Origin of the sequence: Rhodovastum atsumiense (genome assembly GCF_937425535.1) — a bacterium.
GTDB classification, from domain to species: domain Bacteria; phylum Pseudomonadota; class Alphaproteobacteria; order Acetobacterales; family Acetobacteraceae; genus Rhodovastum; species Rhodovastum atsumiense.
The window spans coordinates 97652-123323 of sequence record NZ_OW485602.1; the positions used below are offsets into that span (position 1 = coordinate 97652).

The 25672-nt window shown below is 64.6% G+C and carries 14 protein-coding genes and 4 pseudogenes; 4 read left to right on the forward strand and 14 right to left on the reverse strand.

Annotation, left to right across the window (positions count from 1 at the left end; all coding sequences use genetic code 11):
• Positions 1 to 51: 51 nt before the first annotated feature.
• From NBY65_RS29495 to NBY65_RS29535, 9 genes and pseudogenes are all read right to left on the reverse strand, one after another.
• Complete coding sequence (locus NBY65_RS29495) at positions 52 to 3984, reverse strand: glycosyltransferase (RefSeq protein ID WP_250265836.1); 3933 nt, start codon at positions 3982 to 3984, stop codon at positions 52 to 54.
• Between the two features lie 5 nt (positions 3985 to 3989).
• Positions 3990 to 4652, reverse strand: a complete 663-nt coding sequence (locus NBY65_RS29500) for a hypothetical protein (RefSeq protein WP_250265838.1) — start codon at positions 4650 to 4652, stop codon at positions 3990 to 3992.
• Between the two features lie 283 nt (positions 4653 to 4935).
• A complete protein-coding gene (locus NBY65_RS29505) occupies positions 4936 to 6171 on the reverse strand; it encodes a class I SAM-dependent methyltransferase (protein ID WP_250265840.1) in 1236 nt (411 codons plus the stop codon).
• Between the two features lie 542 nt (positions 6172 to 6713).
• Positions 6714 to 7754, reverse strand: coding sequence for a class I SAM-dependent methyltransferase (locus NBY65_RS29510; RefSeq protein WP_250265842.1), 1041 nt, complete (start codon positions 7752 to 7754; stop codon positions 6714 to 6716).
• A 296-nt stretch (positions 7755 to 8050) separates the two neighbouring features.
• Positions 8051 to 10444, reverse strand: coding sequence for a DUF4214 domain-containing protein (locus NBY65_RS29515; protein ID WP_250265843.1), 2394 nt, complete (start codon positions 10442 to 10444; stop codon positions 8051 to 8053).
• A 511-nt stretch (positions 10445 to 10955) separates the two neighbouring features.
• Positions 10956 to 14228, reverse strand: a complete 3273-nt coding sequence (locus NBY65_RS29520; RefSeq protein ID WP_250265844.1) for a glycosyltransferase — start codon at positions 14226 to 14228, stop codon at positions 10956 to 10958.
• A 7-nt stretch (positions 14229 to 14235) separates the two neighbouring features.
• On the reverse strand, positions 14236 to 15510 hold the full coding sequence (locus NBY65_RS29525) for an FkbM family methyltransferase (protein ID WP_250265845.1): 1275 nt from the start codon (positions 15508 to 15510) through the stop codon (positions 14236 to 14238).
• Between the two features lie 621 nt (positions 15511 to 16131).
• Positions 16132 to 17487, reverse strand: coding sequence for a transposase (locus NBY65_RS29530; RefSeq protein WP_250265846.1), 1356 nt, complete (start codon positions 17485 to 17487; stop codon positions 16132 to 16134).
• 202 nt (positions 17488 to 17689) lie between these two features.
• A pseudogene (locus tag NBY65_RS29535) lies at positions 17690 to 17941 on the reverse strand (IS66 family transposase); the annotation flags it as partial.
• A 91-nt stretch (positions 17942 to 18032) separates the two neighbouring features.
• On the opposite strand from NBY65_RS29535, the gene NBY65_RS29540 reads away from it, so the two are divergent.
• Positions 18033 to 18482 carry a hypothetical protein gene (locus tag NBY65_RS29540; RefSeq protein WP_250265847.1) on the forward strand — a complete coding sequence of 150 codons (450 nt, stop codon included), beginning with the start codon at positions 18033 to 18035 and terminating at the stop codon, positions 18480 to 18482.
• Here the strand turns inward: NBY65_RS29540 and NBY65_RS29545 are convergent.
• Together NBY65_RS29545 and NBY65_RS29550 are read right to left on the reverse strand one after the other, a co-directional pair.
• On the reverse strand, positions 18455 to 19438 hold the full coding sequence (locus NBY65_RS29545) for an IS1595 family transposase (protein ID WP_250265958.1): 984 nt from the start codon (positions 19436 to 19438) through the stop codon (positions 18455 to 18457). The two genes, NBY65_RS29540 and NBY65_RS29545, sit on opposite strands and share 28 nt — an antisense overlap.
• A 96-nt stretch (positions 19439 to 19534) precedes the next feature.
• Positions 19535 to 20038, reverse strand: a pseudogene (locus tag NBY65_RS29550) (DUF6444 domain-containing protein); the annotation flags it as partial.
• Positions 20039 to 20104: 66 nt separating this feature from the next.
• Here NBY65_RS29550 and NBY65_RS29555 point away from each other — a divergent pair.
• The 3 genes and pseudogenes from NBY65_RS29555 to NBY65_RS29565 form a co-directional block, all read left to right on the forward strand.
• Positions 20105 to 20575, forward strand: a pseudogene (locus NBY65_RS29555) (recombinase family protein); the annotation flags it as partial.
• 28 nt (positions 20576 to 20603) lie between these two features.
• Positions 20604 to 21107 (forward strand): annotated as a pseudogene (locus NBY65_RS29560) (DUF4158 domain-containing protein); the annotation flags it as partial.
• A gap of 333 nt (positions 21108 to 21440) precedes the next feature.
• Complete coding sequence (locus NBY65_RS29565; RefSeq protein ID WP_250265958.1) at positions 21441 to 22424, forward strand: IS1595 family transposase; 984 nt, start codon at positions 21441 to 21443, stop codon at positions 22422 to 22424.
• Here the strand turns inward: NBY65_RS29565 and NBY65_RS29570 are convergent.
• The 3 genes from NBY65_RS29570 to NBY65_RS29580 form a co-directional block, all read right to left on the reverse strand.
• Entirely contained in the window at positions 22397 to 22846 is a 450-nt protein-coding gene (locus NBY65_RS29570; protein WP_150045886.1) for a hypothetical protein, read from the reverse strand. The genes NBY65_RS29565 and NBY65_RS29570 overlap by 28 nt on opposite strands.
• Positions 22847 to 23009: 163 nt before the next feature.
• Positions 23010 to 24152, reverse strand: a complete 1143-nt coding sequence (locus NBY65_RS29575) for a flagellar basal body P-ring protein FlgI (RefSeq protein WP_250265848.1) — start codon at positions 24150 to 24152, stop codon at positions 23010 to 23012.
• Between the two features lie 18 nt (positions 24153 to 24170).
• On the reverse strand, positions 24171 to 25670 hold the full coding sequence (locus NBY65_RS29580) for a flagellin N-terminal helical domain-containing protein (RefSeq protein WP_250265849.1): 1500 nt from the start codon (positions 25668 to 25670) through the stop codon (positions 24171 to 24173).
• Positions 25671 to 25672 lie beyond the last annotated feature (2 nt).

Genomic DNA, 25672 nt, shown 5'->3' on the forward strand with positions numbered 1-25672 from the left:
GCGCATGTGGATCCGTTCCCGCGCCGGCCGCCAGACCCTGGCAGGCACCGCTCAGAGCTCGACGATGCTGCGACGACTCTGCGTCGCGGCCGCGGGATGGGGCGCGTCGCCTTCTCCCATGCGCAGGAGCCCGGCAATCCCGTAGGCCTCGAACAACTGCTCGGGCGGCATGGCGTCGGCGACCACGCGCCCGGCAGCCCACGCCTCGGCATAGGCCCGGCAGACCCCTTGCAGATGGCGCGTGCGGAATTCAGGCAGGTGCTTGCACCTTTCGATCAGGCGTGCCAGCGAGAAGTTCACCCGGATGGCATCCTCCGCCTCGAAATAGGCGGCCCGTACCCAGAGTTCTGCTTCCACCAGATGCTGCAGCCGGTAGCGGTCGAGCCGGGCGGGATCGATGCCGCGCCGCTCGGCCTCCTCGAACAGGTCGGGCATGCGCTCCAGGTGCCACAGCAAGGCCCAGCGCAGCCATGAGACATTCATGTTCACCACCACGGCTGGTTCGCCGACCCACCATGCCGGCCGGTCCTGCAGGGCCGCCAACGCATAGACGGATGAGGGCACGCAGGTCGCAAGCGAGCTGAACGGGCTGCCGCGTGTATCCAGTTGGTAGGCGCGCAGCGCATGATCGCGGCGGAACGCACACGCATAGATGGCGGTGAAAAGGTTCTCATTCAGGCCCGCCACGTCCCGCAGCGCCGCCACGCGCCGGTTGGCGCCGCCGGCCCCGATCGGCGTTGCGGCCGCGATGATCTCTTCCGCGTCGGCCAGTTGCTCCGGGGCGTCGAAGTGGGTGTATGCGTAGTTCATGTAGGCCATCTCGACTTCGGGATGGGCGGCCAGACCCTCCAGCACATTCTCCATCGCGCCGGTCAACAGCAGGTCGTCGTCTCCGAGAAGCCAGACGAACGCGCCACGGGAATGGCGCGCGGTCGCACCCAGATTGCCCAGCATGCCGACATTGACCGCATTGCGGTGCGCGGCAAAGCCGGCTTCACCCCGGAAGGCGGCGACCACATCCGGCGTGTCGTCCGTGGAGGCGTTGTCGCAGACAACGACTTCGACCACGTCTCGCCACGGTCGCGTGGCCTCCAGCAGCCGGGGTAGGCTGTGCCGGAGCCAGGGCGCCCGGTTGTAGGTGGTGATGGCACAGGTGAGCAGCGGCCGATGCCGGGCAATGGCCGGCAGTGGCCAGCCTGGCGGGCTGCCGATGCGGGCAAGGGCGCAGAGGACATCGTCGGCATATTCGTCCCAGTTGCGGATCGGCCGCTGCAGGGCGCCACGGCCGAGCGCTTCCAGCAAACCGGGTTCACACGCGAGACGCAGCAAGCCGGCGAGGATTGCTTCCTCATTGAGCATGTCAACGCCGAGCGTACCTGGTCCCGCTGCCACCTCGGCCATCGCCGAACCGCTGTGACAGAGGCAGGGGCGTCCATGCCAGAGGCTTTCCAGCACCGGCAGGCCAAAGCCTTCCTCCCAGGAGGCAAACACCGTGGCATCACTGCTGGCATAGAACTGCATCAATTCCGCGTCGGATACATGGCCGACAAGCGCGACCGAGGCGGTGTTCGCCAGAGCCTCAATCTCGGAATTCAGATCCTCATAAGCGACCTTCTGTCCCACAAGCGTGAGATGGATCTGGCGCTTACTGTGTGCCTGCGCCATTGCCAGGGCACGCAGCAGGCGAGGATAGTTCTTGCGCGGCTCCCAGGTGCCAACCGCGAGGAGCTTTAATGGCTCGCCCGGCGTCCGTGTGCTGGCCGCAGTCGTGGCGCGCGGGATACTCCCGACATCGCCTGCGAGCGGGCACGGAATGAGCGGGGGCAGGCGCATGTCCGAACCGACCATGTAACGGGCCAGGTCGGCAGCCGCTGTCCACGAAATTGGCAAGGCGACATCGACAAAATGAAAGGTTTTCCAAAAAGCGCGCATATTGGCGAGCGATTCGGATGAATAGATTTCCGGCATTTTGTGCGGAATCATGTCGTAGAAAATGGCCGCGACACGCATCCCGAGCGACCGGCCAAGCTCGGCAACGTTCGATCCCGGCGGGACGACCGGAACCGTGATTTCCGGCAGCAGCAGCCACTCGCCAGCCAGGTCTTCCGCCAGTGCCTGCGACCCGGCAGCGATCGGTCCGTTCCAGCGGGCCAGGTGCTCCGCCTGGTCCGGCGAGATATGCACCATGCGTTTCGTGGCCTCGTCCCAGGTCACCGGGACGACCTCCACGCCGCGCCGTTCCAGGGCGGCCGCCAGCAGACGGGTGACGCGCTGCACCCCGGTATTGAAGGGCTGCGTGACCGTCAGTCCGACCCAGTAGTACACGCGGCGCGGTACCTGCAATGATCCGGCGGCGGCAGTGCGCGCGCGGTCGGCGGCGATGGCGGCCAGCGCGGCGGCGCCGTGCCCGACCCGCATGCGCGAGCGCAGCATCGCGGTCTTCGGCAATTCACGCAGTGCTGCCGCCAACGCGGCGCTGCGTGCCAGCTCGTCGGGGAACAGTGCCACATCCGCCGCGGCCAGCAGCGCCGGCGCGGTCGCCGCCTCGGCCTCGAGCGCCACCTTCAGTCCCAGGGTCCGTGCGATGGCGATGATCATCGCGGCCTCCTGTGGGGTGGACGCCGCGCCTTCCGGCAGGATTGCCCAGTCGCCTTGCAGATATCCCGCGCCGGGCTGCGGTTGTTCGGCTTCCCCGAAGTGCCCGGGCAACAGGGATTGCGAGTCCGGGCGCCAATGCAGGTGCCGGATCCGGGTACCAGAATCGACCAGGGCGTCATATGCCGCCGCCCTCTCTTGCGGGCCTTCGATAACGACGAGACGGTCGAGCGCCGGGGCGGTGCAGAGAGCCCGCGCCACCGCTTCGCCATAGTCGACCCATCGCCGCAGTTCGCGATGGCAGGCGTGCATCGTCAGCCGCGCCCGCAAGTCCGCATCCTCCGCCAGCCGCTCGAAGCCCTCTTCGATTGCCGCGGGATCGCGCGCATCCACCATGAAGCAGCCACCGTCCGCGGCGATTTCCGCGACCGATCCATGATCCGAGCAGAGACAAGGTTTGCCAAGCCACAGGCTTTCGGCCACCGGCAAGCCATATCCTTCCATCAAGGAAAGGAAAACCGTGGCGTGGCATTGCTCCATCAGGCTGCGCATCTCGGCATCGGGCAGGAAGCCATGCAGCCGAATGCGCGTTTCATGCGCTGCGATGTCGTGTACGTCGACGGCCACGGCCGGATGGATGGCACCTACCAGGTCGAAACGGAGATCAAGGTCGCCGCGCCTGGCACACAGGCGAGCAAAGGCCCTCATGGCGTTCAGCTGATTCTTGCGCGGCTCGAGGGTGCCAAGCGACAGGAAGCGTACGGGCGATGCGGCCGGTGTGGCCGGCACCGTCACACGCGGCACCCTGGTCATTTCCGCCGGCAGCGGCAACGGCAGCACACGTGGCAGGCGGGCAGAATCGAAGTCATGTTCGTCCCACCAGCGCTGCAGATCCTGCGCCGCGGCAGCGGAAATCGCCAGCACCAGATCCGTGCCGGCAAGCGCGCGTGCATAGCGCGCATGGTCCCCTGCCAGCGATTCATAGCCGGCGTGCCGCAAGGGGATCAGGTCATAGAATATCGCGGCACAGCGCAACCCATGATAGCGGGCATAATCGAACGCGACCACTGGATTGGGCGAGACGTCGCCGGCCACGTGCGGGACTTCCGGCAGCAGCAACCACGCACCATCCAGCCGGTCGTGATCCGCGGCGGCCAGATGGATTGGCTCTTCTTCTTCCGGGCCTGCTGCCAGGGTCGGGCCGCCGAACTGCGCGAGCCCTTCGACCTGGGAGCGTCCGGCATGCACGATTGCCTCGCGTTCGTTGCACCAACAAACTGGCACGATCTCGCAGCCGCGCTGCAGCAGGGCGTCAGCAAGGCCGCGCACGACCCGTTGCACGCCCGTGTTGCCGTCATAGCCACCGGTATGATGGATCCAATAATACACGCGCATTATCGTGACCGCTCGCCCTTCAATCGTTGCAGCTCCTCCCTCAGGTCCGCGAGCTCTCGCCGCATCCGTCCAACCCGCAACAGGCCCGTTGCCAACTCAAGGATCGAGCCGATCAGTGGAAGAGCAAAGATCAGTTCGATGCTGCGCCGTACGGCACGCCATAGCCGTACAATGGCGCCATCGCGGCGATTGAACAGAACGTGCAACGTATATCCCACGCCGCGGATCCGGGTCGCGCGATCGATCTGCCGGGCGAACCACACCAGGACCGGAAGCAGCACGCCCGTCAGGTGCAGGGGGGCTGTCCGCCGGCCTTCCGGGGAGAGCGCCACACGCAGGATGATTTCCATGCGTGTCATGCCCAGTCGCAGTTCCCGGATTCGCCGCGCCGCTTCAGTCTCGGCTGGCGTGCGCCCGAGCAGGGCCAGATGCACGGCCTGGACGAAATCGGCGTTGGTACCCCTGCCGAAGTCGACCATCCGCCAGCCTTCATGCGCAACCGGAACGGACGGGCTTTCGGCAGGGGAGACCGACGGAGATGACCGTAGCGATGCGCCGGCTGCACGTGTCTGCCGGATCCGCCGGCAACGTTCCAGGATTTCCAGGGCGGGCAGGCCGGTTACCTCACGAACCGGATCGTCCGCGGCGGTCCCGGCGCTCATGGGTGGTCTCGCGCCGGCTTTCGCGGTCGGCTTTGCCTGGGGTGCCGTGCCACGGTGCGGACATGTCGGAGAACGCGCTGTGTCATGATCAATGTGCGATCCAACCGTGCGGTCGCAAACAGGTGTCCCGAGGCGAGAACCAGGCGGCTCTTCTGCGCCTGTTGGGCGTTGTCGTCGGTTTCGGAAGATTCAATGGCCACGGGGATGCGAGTACGCGGCAGCACGCCCGCCCTGTTGACGGGGGCAATCATGGATCAGGCGCACCTCCGGCGGCGGCACTCCGTCAGACAATCTCGATCTCGGGGAAAGGAAAGATCATTCGTCCTCCACTGGCGAGGAATTCTCCCTCGCGTCGCATGATGCCGTCACGGAAATGCCATGGCAGGACCAGGAAGTAGTCGGGATGCATGGCATGGGCCTCGGCCTCGGAGACGATGGGAATGCCCGTGCCGGGCGTGAAGGCGCCGAATTTGTCTTCGTTGACCTCGGCGATGCAGGGCAGGAGATCGGGACCGATGTCGCAGAATTGCAGTACGACATTTCCCTTGGTTGATGCGCCGTAGCCGATCACCTTCTTGCCATCGGCCTTCAGCGTTTCCAGCAACCGGCGAAGGTCGCTGCGATGACGGAATACACGCTCCTCGAAGTCGCGGTAAGGCCGCGGTGTGTTCAGGCCCATGCGGTCTTCCTGCTCCAGAAGCCAGTTCACGACAGCTTCCGAGCCGATCCGGGGGTCATTCCTGCGGACTGCCGTCACCGCAAAACTGCCACCGTTGACGCTGTTCATCTTGACGTCGATGGGACGCAGATCGGCCGCATCCAGGATACGCTTTACGACAGTGAGAGAGTAGTACTCCAGATGCTCGTGACACACCGTGTCATAGGAAACCATGCGTAGCATCGAGGGCATGTAGCTCTGCTCGAAATGCCAGATTCCGCCTGGCGCCAGGACGGATTCGATCTGGCGGACGAAGCCGATTGGATCTTCCAGGTCATAGAACATGGCGATGGAAGTGACGATCTTCGCAGCGTTGGCGCCGCTGCGGCGATAGGCGGCCGCCGAGAAGAAGTCTGCCACCAGGGTGGTTTCGGGCGGATAGAACGCACGGAACTTCTCTCCCGTGGGGTCGATGCCCACTCGATGCAGAGCAGGCGTGGTGTAGGCCTTGAGTGTCGTCGCATCGTTCGAGCCAATGTCCAGGACCGTATCGCCTGGCTGCAGGTCGGTCAGGCGTTCAAGTTCGCGGACCTTCTGCGTCAGGTGTTCGACCATGCTCCGGTTGAGGCCGGATCGGTAGCCGTAGTTGCAGCCATACATTTCGCTCGTGTCATAGGAATGCGAGAGCTGCAGCAGACCGGAGTCGGGACACCAAACCAGACGCAGCGGGCCGGTCGAGATCCTGGCCGCAGGGCTGCGCGGGAATACGCCGGTCAACGCCTGTTCTCCAAGTTCGAGCACCGGCAACAGGTGCCGGCTGCCGCTGACACGGCATCCTTCGATCGGGGTGCAGCTTGACATCACGAAATTCCTTCCCGAATGCGCTGAGAGCCTCAGTGCGGGGTATGGGAATCAGGAAACCAACGTAAATTTGAATACATCATGTGCCATTCAGCGGCTTTGCTCGTCGATGATCCGCTCGTCCTTTTGTGTAGGATGTGTTTGCAAGGCGTGGCTGTCCTTCAATTAACAGGTCATCAGCCGCGTCACAGCGATCCTGAAATTTTTCTCGGCATGGGCAATTCGAGACAAATCACGCTTTTATCGTATACAGTCAATCATTCGCGTTTTATGCGAACGTGTTCACCTGCTCGGTGATGTGTCTGTTCTGATGTCAAACCTTCCAGGATCTTCAACTTAAAAGAAAGCCTCTTCATCAAATCCGAGTCGCCAAGGTTCTTTGGCAACTGCCATAGCCGCTCGATGAAGGGGGCGTCCAACGAACGTCCACGGCATCCGTTGAAACCCGGACAGGAGCGGGTTGAAGGGGGCGGCACGACCACAACGAATGCGCGCTGGGCAAGAGGGGGCTGATGTGGTCATCCGGGGCGCGCCGGTCCGCTCTACGCCTTGTGCCGCAGCCAGGATACCGCCATCCGCATTGGCGCGGTCAATCGCCAGCTTGTTGAGGCCAGCAGCGCATCACGATGTGCGGCGAGTTCGGCACACTCGCGGTGCAATGCGGCATGAGCGGCCTGCAGTGTTGCCAGTTCGCTGTCCGTGCCCGGTGCGGGCGGCGCTGTGGCGGTCGTGTGCTCATCGTTTGGTGGCTGGCGGCCAAAGACGGCTTGGCGCCCGGCTTGCGTGTGCAGGTCGAAGAAGGTGATGTTATCCGCGGTTTTCTTCAGGTAACCGGCGGCAACGTCGGCCGTGCGGAAGGCATGATAGATCCCGCGCCCGGGAGCATGAGGGTGCCTCTGGTAGAACACCTGCCGGAAGCCGACATGCTCCAGCAGGTCCAACAGGCACTGCGGATTGGGGCCCCACCAGTTCGAATCGTCGCCGTTCAGCTCGGCGCCAGGGTAAAACACCATGGCAGGGCGAGGCAGGTCGTGCAGGTCCTGGTGCGTCTCGACAATCAGCAGATCCCGGGTGAGTGCCGCCACTTTCTGCAGGACCATGATGGGGTCGATCAGATGGTAGAAGACACCCAGGAAGAGTACGACATCTGCCGGCTCCAGATTTCCGGGGAAGTCGGTGGGGTCGATTTCCTCCGCATCCACGTCGATGGCGAGGCATTCGCGGGCGAGCTCGAACGTCTCGCGCCCCCGGAATAAAGGAGAGCGCCAGACATAGCTGTCGGTTGCCATGACATGGCGGGCGCCGGCCCGCTTGGCCGCAAATGCATAATAGCCGTTCCAGGTGCCGATATCGAGGACGGTCCGGTTGGATAGGTCGATCAAATCCAGGATGGCGCCGCATTCCTGCTCAAGCACATCCGCAGTCTTGCCGCCATTCATTGTAATTCCTGGAAGGATTTCTATAGTATGATGCCAATAAAATCCCCGCAATTCATCAATTTTATCGCGAATTTTGGCTGAGAAATTCGGAAAATTTGTGGAAAATCCCTGCGTGCTCTGATCGTTCTGGACTTCAGGAGGCATTATACGCTCCATGTAAATAGCCGCATCAATATCACCTGCGCTTCATTAACGCAATGTTGCCTGCTATTTGGTGGGTTTTTGTTCCATGAGAGCGAATGTCTCTTGAACAACAATGCTCAAAAATTGAAAAACATCTACCCTGGTAGGCATCTGTTCATTCTTATCCATCACCATATGGTGTTGGGAATCCCAACGAAAGTTACTTGACGTGACAGCGGCAGTAGTCGGGCGATGGTGGAAATCCTGGACGCGTCATCGTCGCCCAGTTGCTGCCATGGCTGCTGCCGTTGTTCCGGCTACAAGGCCCAATCCAGATTCTGGCGACACTCCTGCGAAGTGGCGATTGCCATCAGAAGCGAGCCACGGCTCATTCCAGAGGCGAGCATCCCTGTCCAGCATGCGCCTCCTGCGGGGTCGATCGTCCGTCCCAGGCCGTCCTGATAAAGGCTTGCAACATAAGCGCTATCCGACTGTGCCGCGTGGCGGCCCTGAAACTCGCCTGAGTTGCTGATGGCCGTGCAGAAATCAGTCAGTGACATGCCTTGATGAAGGGCGTTGCCCCAGGTGCCGATGGCTCCTGCTTCTGCTTCGCGCCCGAGGCCCGTCTTATAGACCTCCCGCACGACCTCCGCGTCGAGGTCGTATGCGAACAGGCCCTGAGAGGTTAAGTCCGCCCAATGCTGCTGCGCCTCTCCCGAGCTGACAAAAGCGGCCGCCACGTCTCCACGTGAGATCCCACTGGCAAGGGCGCCGATCCAGGTCTGCATGCCGTCTGCCTCGCCATCACGGCCAAGCACATCGTGGTAGAGGCCGGCGATGGAGGTGCTGTCCGACTGTGTTCCATGTCGCGCCGCGTATTCGGCGCTGTTGATAAAGGCGTTGGTGACGGTGCCGGGCGGCTGCTGGCCGAGGGCGTTGCTCCACACTGCCATGCCATTCGCGTCCGCCGTCCGCCCCAGCAGCGACTGGTAAAGCCGTGCCACGAAGGCGGGGGTGGTGCTGGTGCCCAGGCTGAAATCGCCGTCTGCCAACCGGATTGTCCCGGTCCCCGTGCCGTAGAGCAGCGTGGTGCCGTTGCGCAACTGCGTGCCGAGATCCCGTGACGTCATGCCGATCTTCACGATGCCGTCCATCGGTGTCCCAAGCCCGAGCACGTCGAGGGACAGTGACGCCACGGCGGTGTTGCCGGCAGCGGCCTGGCTGGTGATGACGACATGCGCCGCGCCGGTGACGTTCGACAGGTCGACGTTCCACTGACCGGACACATCAGCGGTTGCCGTTCCGAGTGCGGCGCCGTTGCGTGTCACGGTGATGGTCGCATTCGGACTGGAGGTCCCGCGCAGGCTGGTGGCCGAGGCGGTTCGGCCGGTCCAGTCATTGCTTTTGGCCACGACAAGGGAAGCAGCGGCGGTGTTGCTGGGGGCGGCCGGAGGCGTGGTCGTCCCCGGTGCGATGGGGCCGACGCCTGCTGCGGCCGGCGAGGTGCCCGAGAGAATCGCATGCTGCAGGAACGCGGCCATGGTCTGCTGGCCATGGCCGTACAATGTCGCGATCCCGGTCCAGTTGCCCAGCATGATCGCCACCTGCAGGTCGGCTCCGCCGTTGATGGGGCGAACCGTCAGGTACTGTGCCAGGTTCGTCATCTCGCCGCCCCAGCCTACGTCCGCCAGGGCCATCCGCAGATCAAAGACGGCGCCGTTGGTGAATTCGGCGCCGAAGATGCGGTCGACGCCTTTGCCGGCTGCTGGCAAGGTGATGATCGTGCCACTGCCGTTGTCATGAATGGTGTTGATGCCGGCGCCGGCATCGATGGCACTGCCTGTGCCGGAAACGGTGATGGTGTCGTTGGCATTTCCGGTGGTGATGCGGGCGGCATTCCCGCTCGCCGTGATGTTTGCTGCCCCGCCGACGGCCCTGGCGATCTGGTTGTTCCCTGACAGCACGAAGCTGTGGTCTCCTGCGGTCGCCAGCACGGTTTCCCCGTCGGCGGCTGTACCATAGCTGCCCAGCCCGGCCGGGATCATCGTGGTGAGCGGGGCAGCGAACGTCATTGGCGACGTGCCCAGCCGCAGTTGGGAAACGCTCATGTCGTAGACTGTCATGCTGACGCTGCTGCTCACCGGCTTCGATCCGGCGGCGGTCACCTCCACCCCGAACGCTTCGGCCTGGGTCGGGACGTGCTGGGTGGTGTGAAAGAGCTGCACGCCGTCGATGTAGTAAGTGAGGCTACCTGGCTGCCAGTCGACCGCATAAGTATGTGGTTGTGTCAGATCCAGGCTGAAAGTTTGATACGAATATTTATCCTTGCCATCACTCCCTTTCCAATGGACCGTGTAATAGCCAGTCGTGTTGTCTATTCTCTCCAGGAGGTCGATTTCGGGCCCGGGCCAGACATCGTCATTGGGCCAGAGCACGATGCAGGGCCCCACGCCTTCCCCGGCCTGCAGGGACGCCGTTACCTGGAACAGGCCATACATCCAGCCATTGCTGCCGCCGGATACCGAGGTCATGAACCCGACATTGGCCCAGCCCTCCGATGCACGCGAGGTCAGCGTCACCGCGCCTTTCGTGAAAGAAAAATCGGAAGAATTTCCCCAGATTTTCGGGAATTTTGATCTGTCGATACCTGTAATGCTCTCAAAATCTTCATGAAATACTTCTGTATATTTCGATAAATCAAGCGTCGGCATGGGTATATTTCTTTCCGCGTGATATTTGTTTTTGTAACAAATCACGCGATTAATCTATCTTAAAATATCCTTAAAGTTGAATTCCAAAAGTCAGGCGATGGCCCATTCGATACGGTTTAATCTGATTCTTATGGTTATTATTTTGCAGTCGTAATTCAGTGGTCGCAATCCGGCATTCCTGAGATGGCTATTGCTGATCTCGCTTTTCTTTAATTATGCATGTCATTCGAAAAGACCGTGCAACCCGTGCCATCGCGGCAGGGCTGGCGGGCGCAACGCAAAGCGCGGGCCATGCCGGGCCTTTATCCGATGCACGGTTGTTGCTTCGATCGTCTGCGAGGTGAGGTGCCCAAGGGACTGGAAGCGTCATGACCTGGGCGGACACTGCCTCCGGCACCTGGCGAGCGGGGACGAATGCGGGCGTGTTGCCCATGCGCCTCCGGGCGCGATCATTGCCGTGGCGCTTGGTGACGCCGTCCGGTGATGACGGTTTCGCCGCTCCGCCTGCGCATCAGCCTGGCCGTGGGCTCCAGCGCAGCGGCCACGGGCCGAAGGCCAAAGAGGCCAGAAGAGCCGTCATCCCGTCCGGCATTGCCGGCCCGGACGCCTCGTCCGCGCGCCGGGGAGAGGACGCGGGGTGCAGCCACCCCAAATCGAGCGGATGGTGCCTGCCGGTCTCGCCACTGTCCAGCCATGCCATCAGTGTTTCGGCCACTTCTCTGGAAAAGCAGAGAGCGGCATCGGCAAGGCGCAGCATTCCCTGCCCATCTTGCCGCCTTGCCGGCCGGGTCCCGGACGGCAATGGCTGCGGATGCTGCAAGGTTGCCAGCGCATCGACCATGACCACCACGTGCGCCCCCTGGCGCCGCAGCCGGCGCAGCGCTGCGGCCTGTTCGGCGGTGAAGGTGGCGTGCCCGGCCATCACCACCAGCGTGTCGCCCGGCCCGATGCTGACCGGGGCATCCACCAGCCCATGCAGGGGCAGACCAAGCAGGCGTGCGGCGGCGGCGCGGGCATGGCGCGGCATGGGCCCGTCCATGTACATCATCTCGACGATGCAACCGGGCCCGGCATGAAGCAGGGCATGCCGCACGATCTCCGGGATATTCCGTGCCGCATCGGACGCCCCGTCCATCGTGTCCGTGACATCAAACAGGAGCCGGCGCGGCAGGGCCGGAGGGAAGCTGCGGGTCAGGGCCCGTGCGGCATCGGGCAGGTCTTCCTCGCGCAGGCAGGGGTCAACGGCCGGTGTGACGGCCGGCAGGGCGGCGGCGCTGCTGCCGGGGGTTGCGGCGAACAGGCGTGCCGCATCGCCCTCAACATAGGCTGCCTCGATGGCGTCGTGGAACATAGCGGCGATACGCACCGGCGTGGTGGTGGCGCGCAACCACGCCAACGCCGCTTCCGCCAGTGCCGCGCGCCGATCCGGCCTGGCCCAGAGTTCGGCGATGCCGGCAGCAATGGCCGGCACCGTCGCCGCGTCCGGCAGCAACAGCACCGCCTCGGGCGGAAGTTCGGCCGCCGAACCATGGGCGTTGGCCACCACCGGCACCAGTGAGGCCATGCAGTCGATGATGGCCCCCGAGGTTTCTCCCCGCGACTCCCGGCGCAATTGCACCGCGATATCAGAAGCATCCAGCCATAGCCGGTAGGTATCGTCGTCCACCCGTCCGGTCAGGATGAAACGGTCCTGTACGCCGAGGCGTGTCGCCTGCCGGCGCAACGCCTCGGCGTGTTCGGGCGCGACCGCTCCGACGAGGGCCAGCCTTGCCTGCGGCTGATCGGCAAGGGCGACCTGCCAGGCCGCAAGCACCGTCTCCGGACACTTGGTTTCGGCCACGATGCCGAAAGAGCAGATCACGGGGGCGTCCTTCGGCAGGTTCAGCCGCGCGCGCGCCTCGGCCCGGTCGTGCCGGGGTCGGAACTTGCCCAAATGCGGGATCAGCCGGACCATTGCCGCTGCAGCGGGCCCGATATGCCGGGCGGCAACCGTGCGCGCATGCGCCGAATGCTGGATGACCCCAAGCGCGTGCCGGAACACCGGCAGGCTGCAGGGAAAGCGCTGCAAGACATCTGCCGCCTCCCGCCCGGCCAGGGCGCGTATCGCGGGCCAGCCATGGCTGTCGAACAGGGTGCGCGCCAGTTCGTCCCGATCCTGGCTGTCCAGGAAGCGATGCAGCGGGATATTGCCGAGGAAGGCGTCGTGCAGCATGGCCACGCCCGGATGGCGCGGCAACAAGGTCTCGACGATGCCGCTGTGGAAACGGGAATTGCCGATCTGGTACAGGATGCGATCGAAGCGATGCGCCAGCCTGTCGAAGGTTGCCTCGTCGATCACCGGGAAGTTTGCGCACAGCGTATCGTCATCCGTGCGGCCGCTCTGCGTGACCAGGGTGATGTCGTAATGGCGGGCCAGTTCGGGCAGCAGGTCGCGGCTGTAGTCGGCGATGCCGGAGGCATCCGGCGGCAACGGCCCGACATGGGCAAGTTTCGGCTTGCGCGATAACGGCGCGCCTGGCCGGTGGAAAGGGGCCTGGCCCCGTGCGGCCTGCGGGGTGAGGGCGCGGCGATCCAGTACCTCTTCCAGCGCGCTCCAGGCGCGGCGTGCACTGGTGTCCCAACCGAACTCGGCCGAGCGGGCCAGTCCATGCACCGCCAGCCGCTCGCGCAGGACGCCGTCGGTCAGGACCTGCTGCAGTTTCCGGGCAATGCTGGCGGGCTCGTAGGGATCGAACAAGGCCTCTTCCAGCCCGACCACTTCCGGCAGGCTGGTGGTGTTGCTGGCGATCACCGGCGCACCGCAGGCCATGGCTTCCAACGCCGGCAGGCCGAAGCCCTCGTGCTCGGAGGGCATGACGAAGACATGGCAGGCGGAATAGAGCAGCGGCAGGTCGGTTTCCGGTACGTGGCGCAACAGCACCAGATCGTTTTCCGTCACCCCCAGCGCCTCGGCGCGGGCTCGCACCCGTTCCGCTTCCCAACTGCCGACGATCACCAGTTGATGCGCCAGGCGCAGGGCTGCCGGCAGCATGGCATAGGCTTCCACCAGGCGGCGGTCGTTCTTGCGAATGTCGCCCGCGCCGATGAACAGCACGAAGCCGGTGCGCAGGCCATGGCGCGTCAGCAGTGCCGTGCGTTCCGGCGGCGGCAGGGGCGTGGGGCGGAAGCTGTCCCGGTTGAAGCCGGCGCGGATGTTGAAGACCCGTTCCGGATTGCAGCCAACATGATCAATGGCTTCGCCGCGCGACGATTCGGAAATGGCCAGCAGGGCCTCGCAGTGGCGAAGTTCCTGTACATGGCGCAAGTACCATCCCCTGAGATCCCGCCAGGGACCGCGGAGATAATCTTCGGCACGGATCAGCGGAATGGCATCGTAGAAGGTGGCGACGACAGGCAGACGCTGCAGCCCCGCGGGCCAGGCGGTGACGACGTCCTCGCCCGCGCCTTCCACGACGCTGGTGACATGCACAAGGTCGGGATCGAGACCGGCCAGCACCTGGGCGCGGATGGTTTCACAGGTGCGTCGCCGGGCCATGTTGCCGCCTCTGACCTCGGCGCATCCGGTCAGGCCGTGCCAGCTGCGGATGTTCTCCCGTGGCAGTATCGTGGCGAAAAAACCGGCCAGCTCATCTGCGGATTCGGCGAGGGCCTCGTTGAGCAGAATCACCGGCTCATGGTTGCCGCAACTGCGCACCATGGCGCGGGCCAGCTCGCGCGACAGCCGGCCGATGCCTCGGTTGCGGCTCAGCCCCTGTGCCCCTTGCAGGTCGATGACGAGCCTCATCGGATGCTCACTCCAGGCTCATCCGCGGGCGCAGGCGCAAGGCCATGCGCCCTTCCTCGGCGGAGATGCCGTCGGCCATCCACGACACCGGGGCGGCCGGTCGTACCTGTTCGCCGGGCGCGAGGGCGGCGTCGCGGTAGGCGGCGTAGCGGGCGTGCAGCCAGGCATGGCCGGCGGGCGTCACGCGCCGGATCAGGGCAGCGGCGGCATGTCCACCCGGCAGACGGGCGAGGAGTCGCGCCAGCCCATAGAAGCCGATGCGGCTCAATCCCTTCAGACCCAACTTCCCGGGACCGGCCACGTGCCGCAGCCGTGCCACGGAGCCCGATCGGAATGGTGTGATCTGCTCCGGGCGTTTCGGTTTGCGGAAGGTCCGGACGTCGTTGCTGCGGGCGGAGTCCACGATCGCTCGCAATGGAGCGGTCAGGCGCCAGCATGTGCTGTTCAACACCGCGGCGTAGGCGGCTTCTGTCTGCCGGCGCGCCAACAGCGCCGCGTCCCGTTCGGCGGCCAGTGCGGTGGCATGGGCTTTCGCGATGGCCAGGGCGGAATGGGCGGACGCGGCCTCTTCCTGTGCCGCGCGCGCCAGGGCTTCGACTTCGCGGCAGTGCTCCTGCAGCGCCTGCGTCTCCTGGCCCGCCGGACGGACCCACAGGTCGAACACATTGGGGGGCGTATGGAAGGCATGTTCCAGCGCCCCCGCCCGTTCCACCGCCAGATAGAACCGGTTCAATCCGTCGAACCAGGCAAATTGATAGTGGTTGTCGGTCAACAGTGGATTCCAGCCCTGCCAGCTCTCCGTGGGGCGGTCCGGTTCGGTTGCTTCCACCACCACGATCCAGGGGCGCCAGGTCGTGAAATCCATGCCTCGCAACACGTCCGCCTCGGCACCTTCCACATCGATTTTCAGGAAGTGGATATCTCCGCTGACGCACTCAGCGCAGATATCGGCGAGGGTGCGGACCGGCAGGTGCAACAATTCGGCCACCCGGCCTTCGGCGGTATGGGCGGCAGCGTAGCTGGCATTCGTCGTGCTGAGCCCGGTCCCGGCAAAGTGGTGCAGGACACCTTGCCCGGACGCTGCCCCGGCCAGACACCGCAGGTTCACGTCCTGTGGGCGTGCCCGTGCCAAGGCGGCGAAATGGTCGGGCGCCGGCTCGATATTCACGCCTTGCCAGCCGCGTTCATGAAAGGCACGGGTAACGCTGTCATGGTCCGGATCGGCAGCGCCGACATCAATATAAAGTCCCTGGTTGATATGCTTCAGGGCGCGCCAAAGCATCAGATCTTCAAAATTTTGCGAGTAACTTATAAATTTACTCAAAAGCGTTTCTCCTTGTCGCCAAGCGAATTCCGCTCAAAATCGTACATGCATGGTTATAAGATTCGCGTATATAAGGTTGCTTCAGTAATATCGCACAGTTGATGGTTATCGAGAAAAATTGATTACCCCATAGAACCGGGCGTGACACCAACCACCGCCTTCTCGGGCGCTGTACGTCCGTTTTGAAAACGGCAAGTAATTACAATGCTGTACCTTGAATGCGACACAAGCTGTGTTGGTGGATATTTTCATGCGCAAATGCACTTTGCAGATGCGAGCGATTCGATATGAGAATGAAATCGAAGCAAATTTTCGATGAACAGGCGCGACAATTCTTGATGTGGGGGTCTGGGGAGCAATGGAACGGACAACGTAGGTAAGGCTGCGGGACGGATGACGGGGGCAATAGCAATGTCGCGGAAGTCAGGATTTCCGCGACAAGGTTGATGCTTCCCGCCAACAGGGCATCTTTTGGTTGCAAAAGTGTGTCGCGTAATGGCACTGTTCCGCGACAACTTTTGCGACAGTTCCATGCTCCTCGGCTACCAGCCCGTTGAGAAATCGGGTGCTGCGACTGGATCAGTTTGGATCGTCTGGCTGCACGGCGATGGCGAGAAGGGCGGCCTGACCGCCGGCGATGACGATGAGCAGCGCCATCATACCGCCATCGGGGCACGCAAAGAGGCCGATCCAGGCCGAGCCTTGGTCATGGAAGGCCCTTGGTGTTCCGCTCCCGGTCAGGAGCCGCATGATCAACCCGAGATTGTAGCCAGTGACGTGGATCAGGTAGCGTTTCTGCACTTTCTCGCGGCCGCGGAGCCACACCCGGCGCATGCCGCCGCGATCGAGGATCAGGGCGAAACATCGCTCCACCCGTTCGGCTCGCAGCCTGAAGGCGACGCGTGCGACGCCGGAGAGCAGTCTCGCGCGGTTGTTATAGACGGCCCGCCGTGCGGCATCGTCGCCGTTCCAGCGCAGGCATTCCTTGCGCTGCGGCTCGGCAATGCGGGTCTTCCACGGCCCGTCCTCAAGATCCTTGAGCGCTGCCCGCGCGTGATACCCTTTGTCGGCGACCAGTTCGGCTGGCGCCTCGGCGGTCGGCGCCACGTTCACCTCGGCCAGGTGCCGCGCCGCCGCGGCGAGCGTGCCGGGCATTGTCGTGGTGTCGCCCTGGTCGGCGCCATGCACCTCGGCGGCAATCACCGCGCCGGTGTCGAGATCCACCGCGTGCTCGGGCTTGTAGGCCAGATGCGTGCGCCCGTCCTTCATCTTGGCGATCTTCGCCTCGGCATCGACCGGGCTCTCCCAGTCGGCGTTCGAGAGCGTCTTGTCCTTGCGGGCGCGGTCGAGCCGGATCAGATCCTCCGTCGTCGGCGTCTCGATGCCGCTCTCGTGTGCCATGCGCCTGAGCATCTCGCGATGGGTTTCGCCGTTGTCGCGCCGCACCAGCGTGCGCAGCGCCGCGTTGGCCTCCATCGTCGAGGCGTCCACGCCGATCCGCTCGCCCCGGACCAGACCGCGCTCGGCCAGGCGCTGCAGCACCCAGGCGAAAACCTGGTCATGCACTTCCAGCGGCAGACGGCTCCGGGTGCGGCTCAGCCACGAATGGTCCGGCACCGCCTCACGCTGGCCAAGCCGCAGGAACTCGCGCAGCGACAGGCTGTCGCTGCACCGCCATTCCAGGCCGCGCTCGCTGTCGATCCCTTCAAAGTAGCCCACCAGCAGCATCCGGAAGTAGCGCCCCGGCGGCAGCGACGGACGGCCGCGCCGCTCGGCGTAATGCGCTGCGCACACGCCCTCGACAAAAGGGTCGAACTCGGCCGCGATGAGTTCCGACTGCAGTCGGTCGTAAAACGCATGGCCCGGCGAGCGCGGCAACTCCGCCCAGGTTACCAGCATCTCCTCCTGCCGCGTCCGCTGCCGACCCAGTGCCATCCGCCGTCCCCGCCACGATGTCCGTCAGCACCACGAATCAGGCCAGGACGATTTCGTCAACGGGCTGCTACGCCCGCGTCAGCACCGAGGATCAGGACCTCGCCCTGCAGCGCCGAGGCGCTGCGCGAGGCCGGCTGCCGACGCCTTTACGAGGAGAAGCTGTCTGGCACGTAATTGCTCACCGGGTTGGCTGACGCTGGGTTCAGGCGATGGCGAACGAACCGTCGATGAGAGCGCGGACGGCGTTGAGAGCGGTGGTTCCTTTCAGGCGGGCCGTCCCGGTGACCGATCGGTAGCCGGCGTGGACCTTGGCACCCCAGGCTGAGCGGAACCCGTTGGTGACCTTGCGGAACACCACGGAGGGCCGGATTTCCTGCTCGCTAATGTTGTTGGTCGGCGGAACGCGCCGGTCATGCAGGAAGACGAAGAACTTGTTTCGCCAGGCTTTGATCCGGTATCATGTAGCACAAGCCACCGCTGGCCGGTTCGCGTTCTGAGATCGGCTATCTACTCTCGTCCCACTGGTATGCGGAAGGAGAGTGGCGGTGGCCGAGCAGCATGTCATCCGTGTATTGCGTGACAAGCGCTCCGAGTTGGCGGGGCTGGTGAAAGGCCTGGAGCGGGAGCTGGGCGAGCACCGCGCTGCCCTGATGCATCTCGATGTCACCATGCGGCTGTTCGATCCGGAAACCCGGCCCGAGGAGATCGGCCCTCGACAGCGGCGGCGATGCAATGCCTGGTTCCGCCCTGGTGAATGCCTTCGGCTGATCTACGACGTGCTGCGCGATGCGCCGCAGCCGATGACGACGCGCGAGGTGGTCGAGCGGATGACGGAGCTGAAGAGCATTTCGCTCAGCGACGATTGCCAGCACGCCTTGATCCAGAAGACCGTTCTGGCATCGCTCAACCGCGCCAAGGACACGATCGAGCGGGTCGAGACCGCCGGCGTGGTCAGATGGCGGGGGCGTCAGGCCGCCCGGGAACGCTGCCAATAGCCGCAGAAGTCGATCGATGGCCGGCCCCGCAAAGCCAGGCGGACCACCCCATGCACCTGCTCGCCGTTGCTGACGCGCCGCGCGTCTTCCCGCCAGGCGGCTTCCTGGGCATAGCGGAGGAGATACGGCCCGGCGATGTGGTGGTGGTGCCCCAGCTCGCTGCGGCGCAGACGGGAAAAATAGGACTCCGCGCCGTTGGTGCAGGCGCCCCCGATGCTATAGCCCTCCTGGTGGTTGACACGCCGCATCGGAAAGTGGGCATGCAGCCTGTTCCAGGCCGGGCTCTCGTCGGCATGCAGCTCGGTGGCTTGGGCGATCCGCTGGGAAATGATCGGCAGCACAGCTTCCTCGGCCGGCACCACCTGCACCAGCGTGGGGCCGCGGCGTTCGCGCATCACCACGACGACCTGGCGCTTGCCCGACTGGTTCTCGGCGAGTCGCCGGTCGACCCGGTTCGCCGCTAGATTGGCTGGCCGGACATGGCCGCCGAAATAGGCGCCGTCGAGCTCGACCTCACGTCCTGCACCGCCGATGCGCAACGCCTTCGTGCTGGACGCCATTGCCTCGCGCATTTTGTGCGCCAGGACGAATGCCGTCTTATGCTGGACATCGAGCTCACGGGAGAGCGCGAGCATGCTGTGGCCCTTGACCTCGTTGCAGAACGCGACGACGGCCAGCAGATAGGTGCGCAACGGCAGCTTGTGGTGCGCAAACAGCGTCCCCGAAGTAATGGAGAAATCGCCGCGGCACGCTTTGCAACGCCAGCGCGGCCGGTCCGGTGATCTCGGGCAGGCGTAGCAGATCATGCAGCCGCAGCCAGGGCAGACCGGCTTGCCGTCGGTTTCAGGCCAGCGGAGGCGCACGAACACGTTCACCACGCCGCTATCCGACATGCGCATGACCTTCGCCGTACTGAGCGAGCGTGCCGCCGCGGAAAGCAGGAAATGTTGCGCCATGGCCAGCCACCTGCAATGATCCCAACCCTTTCCTGCCAGAAGCCCGGCAGGAGTACAAGGCTGATTTCGCTCGTGGCGGCAGCTCCATAATGCCGGGTAGGCCAGCAGGGCGTGGATCCCCGGTCCGAACGGCGTGCCCGGTGGCATGCCCGCCGGCGTCGGGGCGCGATAGCGCCGGCCGCAACCGCGACACCGTCCGCCGAACACTTCGACCCGCGTCACCTGCGGGCGGACGACAGGAAGGTCGACGTGGTCGTAGCGCTCGCGGCACTGCTGCGCCGTCTCGGCCACGGCCGTTCCGCAGTGCGGGCAGGCCTCGACCAGGCAGCGTTCCGTCTGATCGGGGGTGTCCGCCAGGGGCCGCGCCGCCCCCGGTCGCGAGGGGCGGGGTTTGCGCGACTGCTTCCGCTCCCGGTTCTTGCGCCCCGGGCCATCCTGGGACGGCGGAAGGCTGGAATTCGACGACGTCTTCCGCGGTTTGCCAACCAGCGCTTCCAACTCGGCGATCCGCGCCGCCATGCGCTCAATCAGCGCCGCCTGCTCCAGCAGCAGTGCGTCCTTTTCAGCCTCGGTCAGCCGGATGCGAGGAGGTGTCGGCATCCGGATTTTGATTCACATCTCAGCGCCCAGCGCAACCCCCTCCCGCCAACCCCGTGAGCAATCACGTCTGGCACCCGCCGTGACCGTCCAGAGTTGGCCAGGCTGTTCGATCAGTTGCGGGAAGACGACGTGCTGATCGTCACCCGCCTGGACCGCTTGGCCCGCTCGACCCGCGACCTGCTTGACCTCGCCGAGCGGCTGCGCGAGGTCAGTGCCGGGCTGCGCAGTCTGGCCGAACCCTGGGCAGACACCACCAGCCCCGCCGGCCGGATGATTTTGACGGTGTTCGCCGGCATCGCCGAGTTCGAGCGCGCGCTGATTCTCAGCCGCACAGGCGCCGGGCGCGAGGCGGCCCGGACACGGGGGGTACGCTTCGGCCGCCCGCCTTCGCTGGCTGCAGAGCAGGCCGCCCTCGGCCGTAGGCTCGTCGAGGAAGGGCGGCCCGTGCGCGAGGTCGCCCGGCTGCTTGAGGTGCATCGCAGCACCCTCTACCGCGAACTGGCCAAGCCGGTCTGCGGCGACGCGGCGCGATCCTGAGACAGACGGACCAGCCGGCGAGACCCACGTGCCCGTCTCCTTCCTAACCGAGGAGCAGGAGCGCCGCTACGGCCGCTACGCCGGGGAGCCCAGCCCCGAGCAACTCGCCCGCTACTTCCATCTCGACGACACCGACCGCGCCCTTGTTGCCGGGCGCCGTGGCGCCCACATGCGCCTCGGCTTCGCGGTGCAACTCGGCACCGTGCGTTTCCTTGGCGCCTTCCTCGATGACCCGGCTGACGTTCCGTCGCGCGCCGTCCGCTTCGTCGCCGACCAGATCGGCGTCGTCCCGGACGGGCTGATGGCCGAATACGCGGCCTCGCGCTGGCGCACGCGCCACCCGGCCGAGATCCGCGAGCGCTACGGCTACCGATCCTTCTCCGATCCGCTCGTGCAGTTCCGGCTCAACCGCTGGCTCTACGCCCTGTGTTGGACCGGCTCCGACCGGCCGAGCGCGCTATTCGACCGTGCTACCGCCTGGCTTGTAGTCCGCAAAGTGCTGCTGCCTGGGGCGACGACGCTGGAGCGCGCTGTCGCTCGCGTGCGCAGCCGTGCCGCCCAGCGGCTCTGGCGCCAGGCGCTGGCCGGCCTCACGCTTGAGGGGCGCGAGCGGCTCGAGGGCCTGTTGGTTCCGCCCGAGGGGACACGGCGGAGCCCCCTCGACCGGTTGCGCGATGGGCCGGCGCTGCAGAGCCCGGCCGAACTGGCCCGTGCCGTCACACGGCTCGACGAGGTGCGGGGCCTCGCTACCGGCCTCCCCCAGACTGACCCGGCATTATGGAGCTGCCGCCACGAGCGAAATCAGCCTTGTACTCCTGCCGGGCTTCTGGCAGGAAAGGGTTGGGATCATTGCAGGTGGCTGGCCATGGCGCAACATTTCCTGCTTTCCGCGGCGGCACGCTCGCTCAGTACGGCGAAGGTCATGCGCATGTCGGATAGCGGCGTGGTGAACGTGTTCGTGCGCCTCCGCTGGCCTGAAACCGACGGCAAGCCGGTCTGCCCTGGCTGCGGCTGCATGATCTGCTACGCCTGCCCGAGATCACCGGACCGGCCGCGCTGGCGTTGCAAAGCGTGCCGCGGCGATTTCTCCATTACTTCGGGGACGCTGTTTGCGCACCACAAGCTGCCGTTGCGCACCTATCTGCTGGCCGTCGTCGCGTTCTGCAACGAGGTCAAGGGCCACAGCATGCTCGCGCTCTCCCGTGAGCTCGATGTCCAGCATAAGACGGCATTCGTCCTGGCGCACAAAATGCGCGAGGCAATGGCGTCCAGCACGAAGGCGTTGCGCATCGGCGGTGCAGGACGTGAGGTCGAGCTCGACGGCGCCTATTTCGGCGGCCATGTCCGGCCAGCCAATCTAGCGGCGAACCGGGTCGACCGGCGACTCGCCGAGAACCAGTCGGGCAAGCGCCAGGTCGTCGTGGTGATGCGCGAACGCCGCGGCCCCACGCTGGTGCAGGTGGTGCCGGCCGAGGAAGCTGTGCTGCCGATCATTTCCCAGCGGATCGCCCAAGCCACCGAGCTGCATGCCGACGAGAGCCCGGCCTGGAACAGGCTGCATGCCCACTTTCCGATGCGGCGTGTCAACCACCAGGAGGGCTATAGCATCGGGGGCGCCTGCACCAACGGCGCGGAGTCCTATTTTTCCCGTCTGCGCCGCAGCGAGCTGGGGCACCACCACCACATCGCCGGGCCGTATCTCCTCCGCTATGCCCAGGAAGCCGCCTGGCGGGAAGACGCGCGGCGCGTCAGCAACGGCGAGCAGGTGCATGGGGTGGTCCGCCTGGCTTTGCGGGGCCGGCCATCGATCGACTTCTGCGGCTATTGGCAGCGTTCCCGGGCGGCCTGACGTACCCGCCATCTGACCACGCCGGCGGTCTCGACCCGCTCGATCGTGTCCTTGGCGCGGTTGAGCGATGCCAGAACGGTCTTCTGGATCAAGGCGTGCTGGCAATCGTCGCTGAGCGAAATGCTCTTCAGCTCCGTCATCCGCTCGACCACCTCGCGCGTCGTCATCGGCTGCGGCGCATCGCGCAGCACGTCGTAGATCAGCCGAAGGCATTCACCAGGGCGGAACCAGGCATTGCATCGCCGCCGCTGTCGAGGGCCGATCTCCTCGGGCCGGGTTTCCGGATCGAACAGCCGCATGGTGACATCGAGATGCATCAGGGCAGCGCGGTGCTCGCCCAGCTCCCGCTCCAGGCCTTTCACCAGCCCCGCCAACTCGGAGCGCTTGTCACGCAATACACGGATGACATGCTGCTCGGCCACCGCCACTCTCCTTCCGCATACCAGTGGGACGAGAGTAGATAGCCGATCTCAGAACGCGAACCGGCCAGCGGTGGCTTGTGCTACATGATACCGCAATTGCCGCCATGCCCGCGAGGCAGAGCAAGAAGAATGACCGCGCGCGCATGGCAGCCTTTTTGTGGGATCAGATGAACTGCAACTCGGCATGCAGGGCACCAGATGCCTTCAGGGCATTCAGCACCTGGATCAGGTCGCGCGGGCCCAGGCCAAGTGCGTTCAGCCCATTCACCAGATCCTTCAGCGTTGCCGACTTCTTCAGGATCTCAAGCTTCTTGTCGGATTGATCGGCAATCTCGACCTTGGTGTTCGGCACCACGACGGTTTGTCCGTTGGAGAAGGGGTTGGGCTGGCTGACCTGCGGGGTTTCGGTCACGCGCACTGTCAAATTGCCATGCGTGACTGCCACCGGATCGAGCTTCACGTCCGCGCCAACCACGATGGTGCCGCTCTTTTCATCGATCACCACTCTGGCAGATATATCGGGCTTCACCTCGATGCGCTCGAGCGAGGCAATCAGGGCGGTCACACGATTTGTGTAACCGGGCGGGATCTGCACGTCCACGGTACCAAGATCGCGCGCCACTGCCGTGCCCATGCCAAGTTGGGCATTGATCGCGGATTCGATGCGGTTTGCCGTGGTGAAGTCGGGGTTGCGCAACGCCAGCCGGACGCCTGGCAGCGAATCAAGCGTGTTCGGCACCTCGCGTTCCACGATTGCGCCATTGGGCACGCGGCCTGCGGTCTGCACGCCTTGCTTGACCGATTGTGCGGCACCCTTGGCCTCGAAGCCGCCCACGACCACCGGACCCTGGGCGACGGCATAGACCTCGCCGTCCGCGCCCATCAGCGGCGTGACCATGAGTGTGCCGCCCTGCAGTGACTTGGCATCGCCGAGCGAAGAGACCTGCACATCGAACGGCGTGCCCTGGCGGGCGAAGGCGGGCAGGGTTGTGGTGACCACCACGGCAGCCGTGTTGCGGGTCTGCATCTGCAGCCCGTTCACGTTCACGCCCATCCGCTCCAGCATCGCACTCAGTGATTGCTGGGTGAACTGGGAATTGCGCAGCGTGTCGCCGGTGGTCTGGAGCCCGACCACCAGCCCATAGCCCACGAGCTGGTTGGCGCGCACGCCTTCGATCGACACCAGATCGCGCAGCAGCACCTGCGCCCGCGCGGGTGGAGCCGCGAGGGCAAAGAGCAGGGCCAGGAGCGGCACCAGGAGCAATGTCAGCAGCAGGCGCGGCGTTCTGCCGCTGGGTGTCGGCATGGGAACCTCGGTGTCGGATCAGCTGATGTAGTTCACCAGGCTCAGCTTGGAGAGCGACGCCGTGATGGCGTAGGTCGCCTGGAGCTGGACCTGCAGCGTTTGCAGCTTCTGGGCATCGGTGTAGGTGTCGGCCTGCTCGTATTGCAGGATCTGCTTGACAGTGGCGTTGGACGCGGATTGCTGGATGGTGGCGGCACGGTCGAGGCGCTGCTGGGTGGAGCCAAGCACACCCGCGGTGACGGAAATTTGGCTCTGCACGCCGGTGAGCAGTGAGCCGGCTTTTTCCAGCAGATTCTTTTTGGCAGCGTTGTCGAGCTTGTCGGAATCGAGCAGGCTCAGCATCGACAACCCCTGCATCAGGCTCCGGAAATCGCTTTTGTTGGCCTTTACGTCGTAGCTGATAGTGCTGGTGGCACCGATCATCACCTGGGATCGTTTGCCGTCGTCACCGGCAACATAGGCGGTTCCAGTGAAGCTGCTTGTCAGTGCGGGCGTTCCCGCCGGCTGCGGCGTCGCGCCGCTGGTGTCGACCAGGGCTACCCGGTAGTTCTGCGCCGGCAGCGCGACGGAGGGAGTCCCGCCATCGGTGCCGTCGAATGAAACGGTACCAGTTGCGCCTGCCGTGAAGCCCGTGCCCGAAATGGAGATGGTGCGGACAACATTGCCTGACGCATCGACGATCTGCGCGGCCAGTGTGGTGGCCCCTGCACTGCCGACCGTGTAGTTGATGCTTTGACTGGCAACGCCACCTTTGACGATGGTCACGTTGTTGTCGTTGAAGAAGTCGACGAGGCCGCTGCTGTTGACGGTGGTGGTATTGGTGCCGCCGCTGGGGTGGGTAACCGAGTCGCTCTCAGTCTTGGTCGTCGTGCCGTCGGAATTGGTCGTGATGGTGACAGTGCCGTAGCCGGGGGTCGTGAGAGTCGTGGTTTTGCCATCCGCGGACAGGTTCGTGGTGGTGGTGGTGCCACCACCAAGCAGCGCCGCGACATCCTCAAGCTGGAGCTTTCCACCAGGCTTGGCGGCAGCCTGGGTGTTCAGGATGGTCTGGGCCTGGGTTGCGATGACCGAACCATCCGCCATGGGCGAGCCAGCGCTGTCGCTCCCGGCAAAGATGGCATGACCATCGTATTCCGTGTTCAGCAGGTCGGTGACCTGCGACAGAGCACTGCGGGCCTGAGCGGCCAGCACGTTCATGCCGGTACCAGGCATGCTTGCAGAAACGTTCAGCGTTGCTGCTGCCATTTCTTTGGTGATGTCGGTCATGGATGACAATGCGGTTTGCATCGTATCCAGTCGCTGTCCAGCAGATGTTATGCTTGTATTTAGGGCGGTCTGCAGATCTTGGTCGATATGCAGTCGGTACAGAACCGAAGCTCCAGATCCAAGCTGACTGGCAGGATTCTCGATGGCGCCTGAGCTGATCTCGTTGGTCAGGCGGTTCATCTCCCGCTGCATGCGTGTCAGTTGGTTCTGACGCGTAAGCGAGGCGGCGGCGGTGGCGATACGGTCAAGCATGG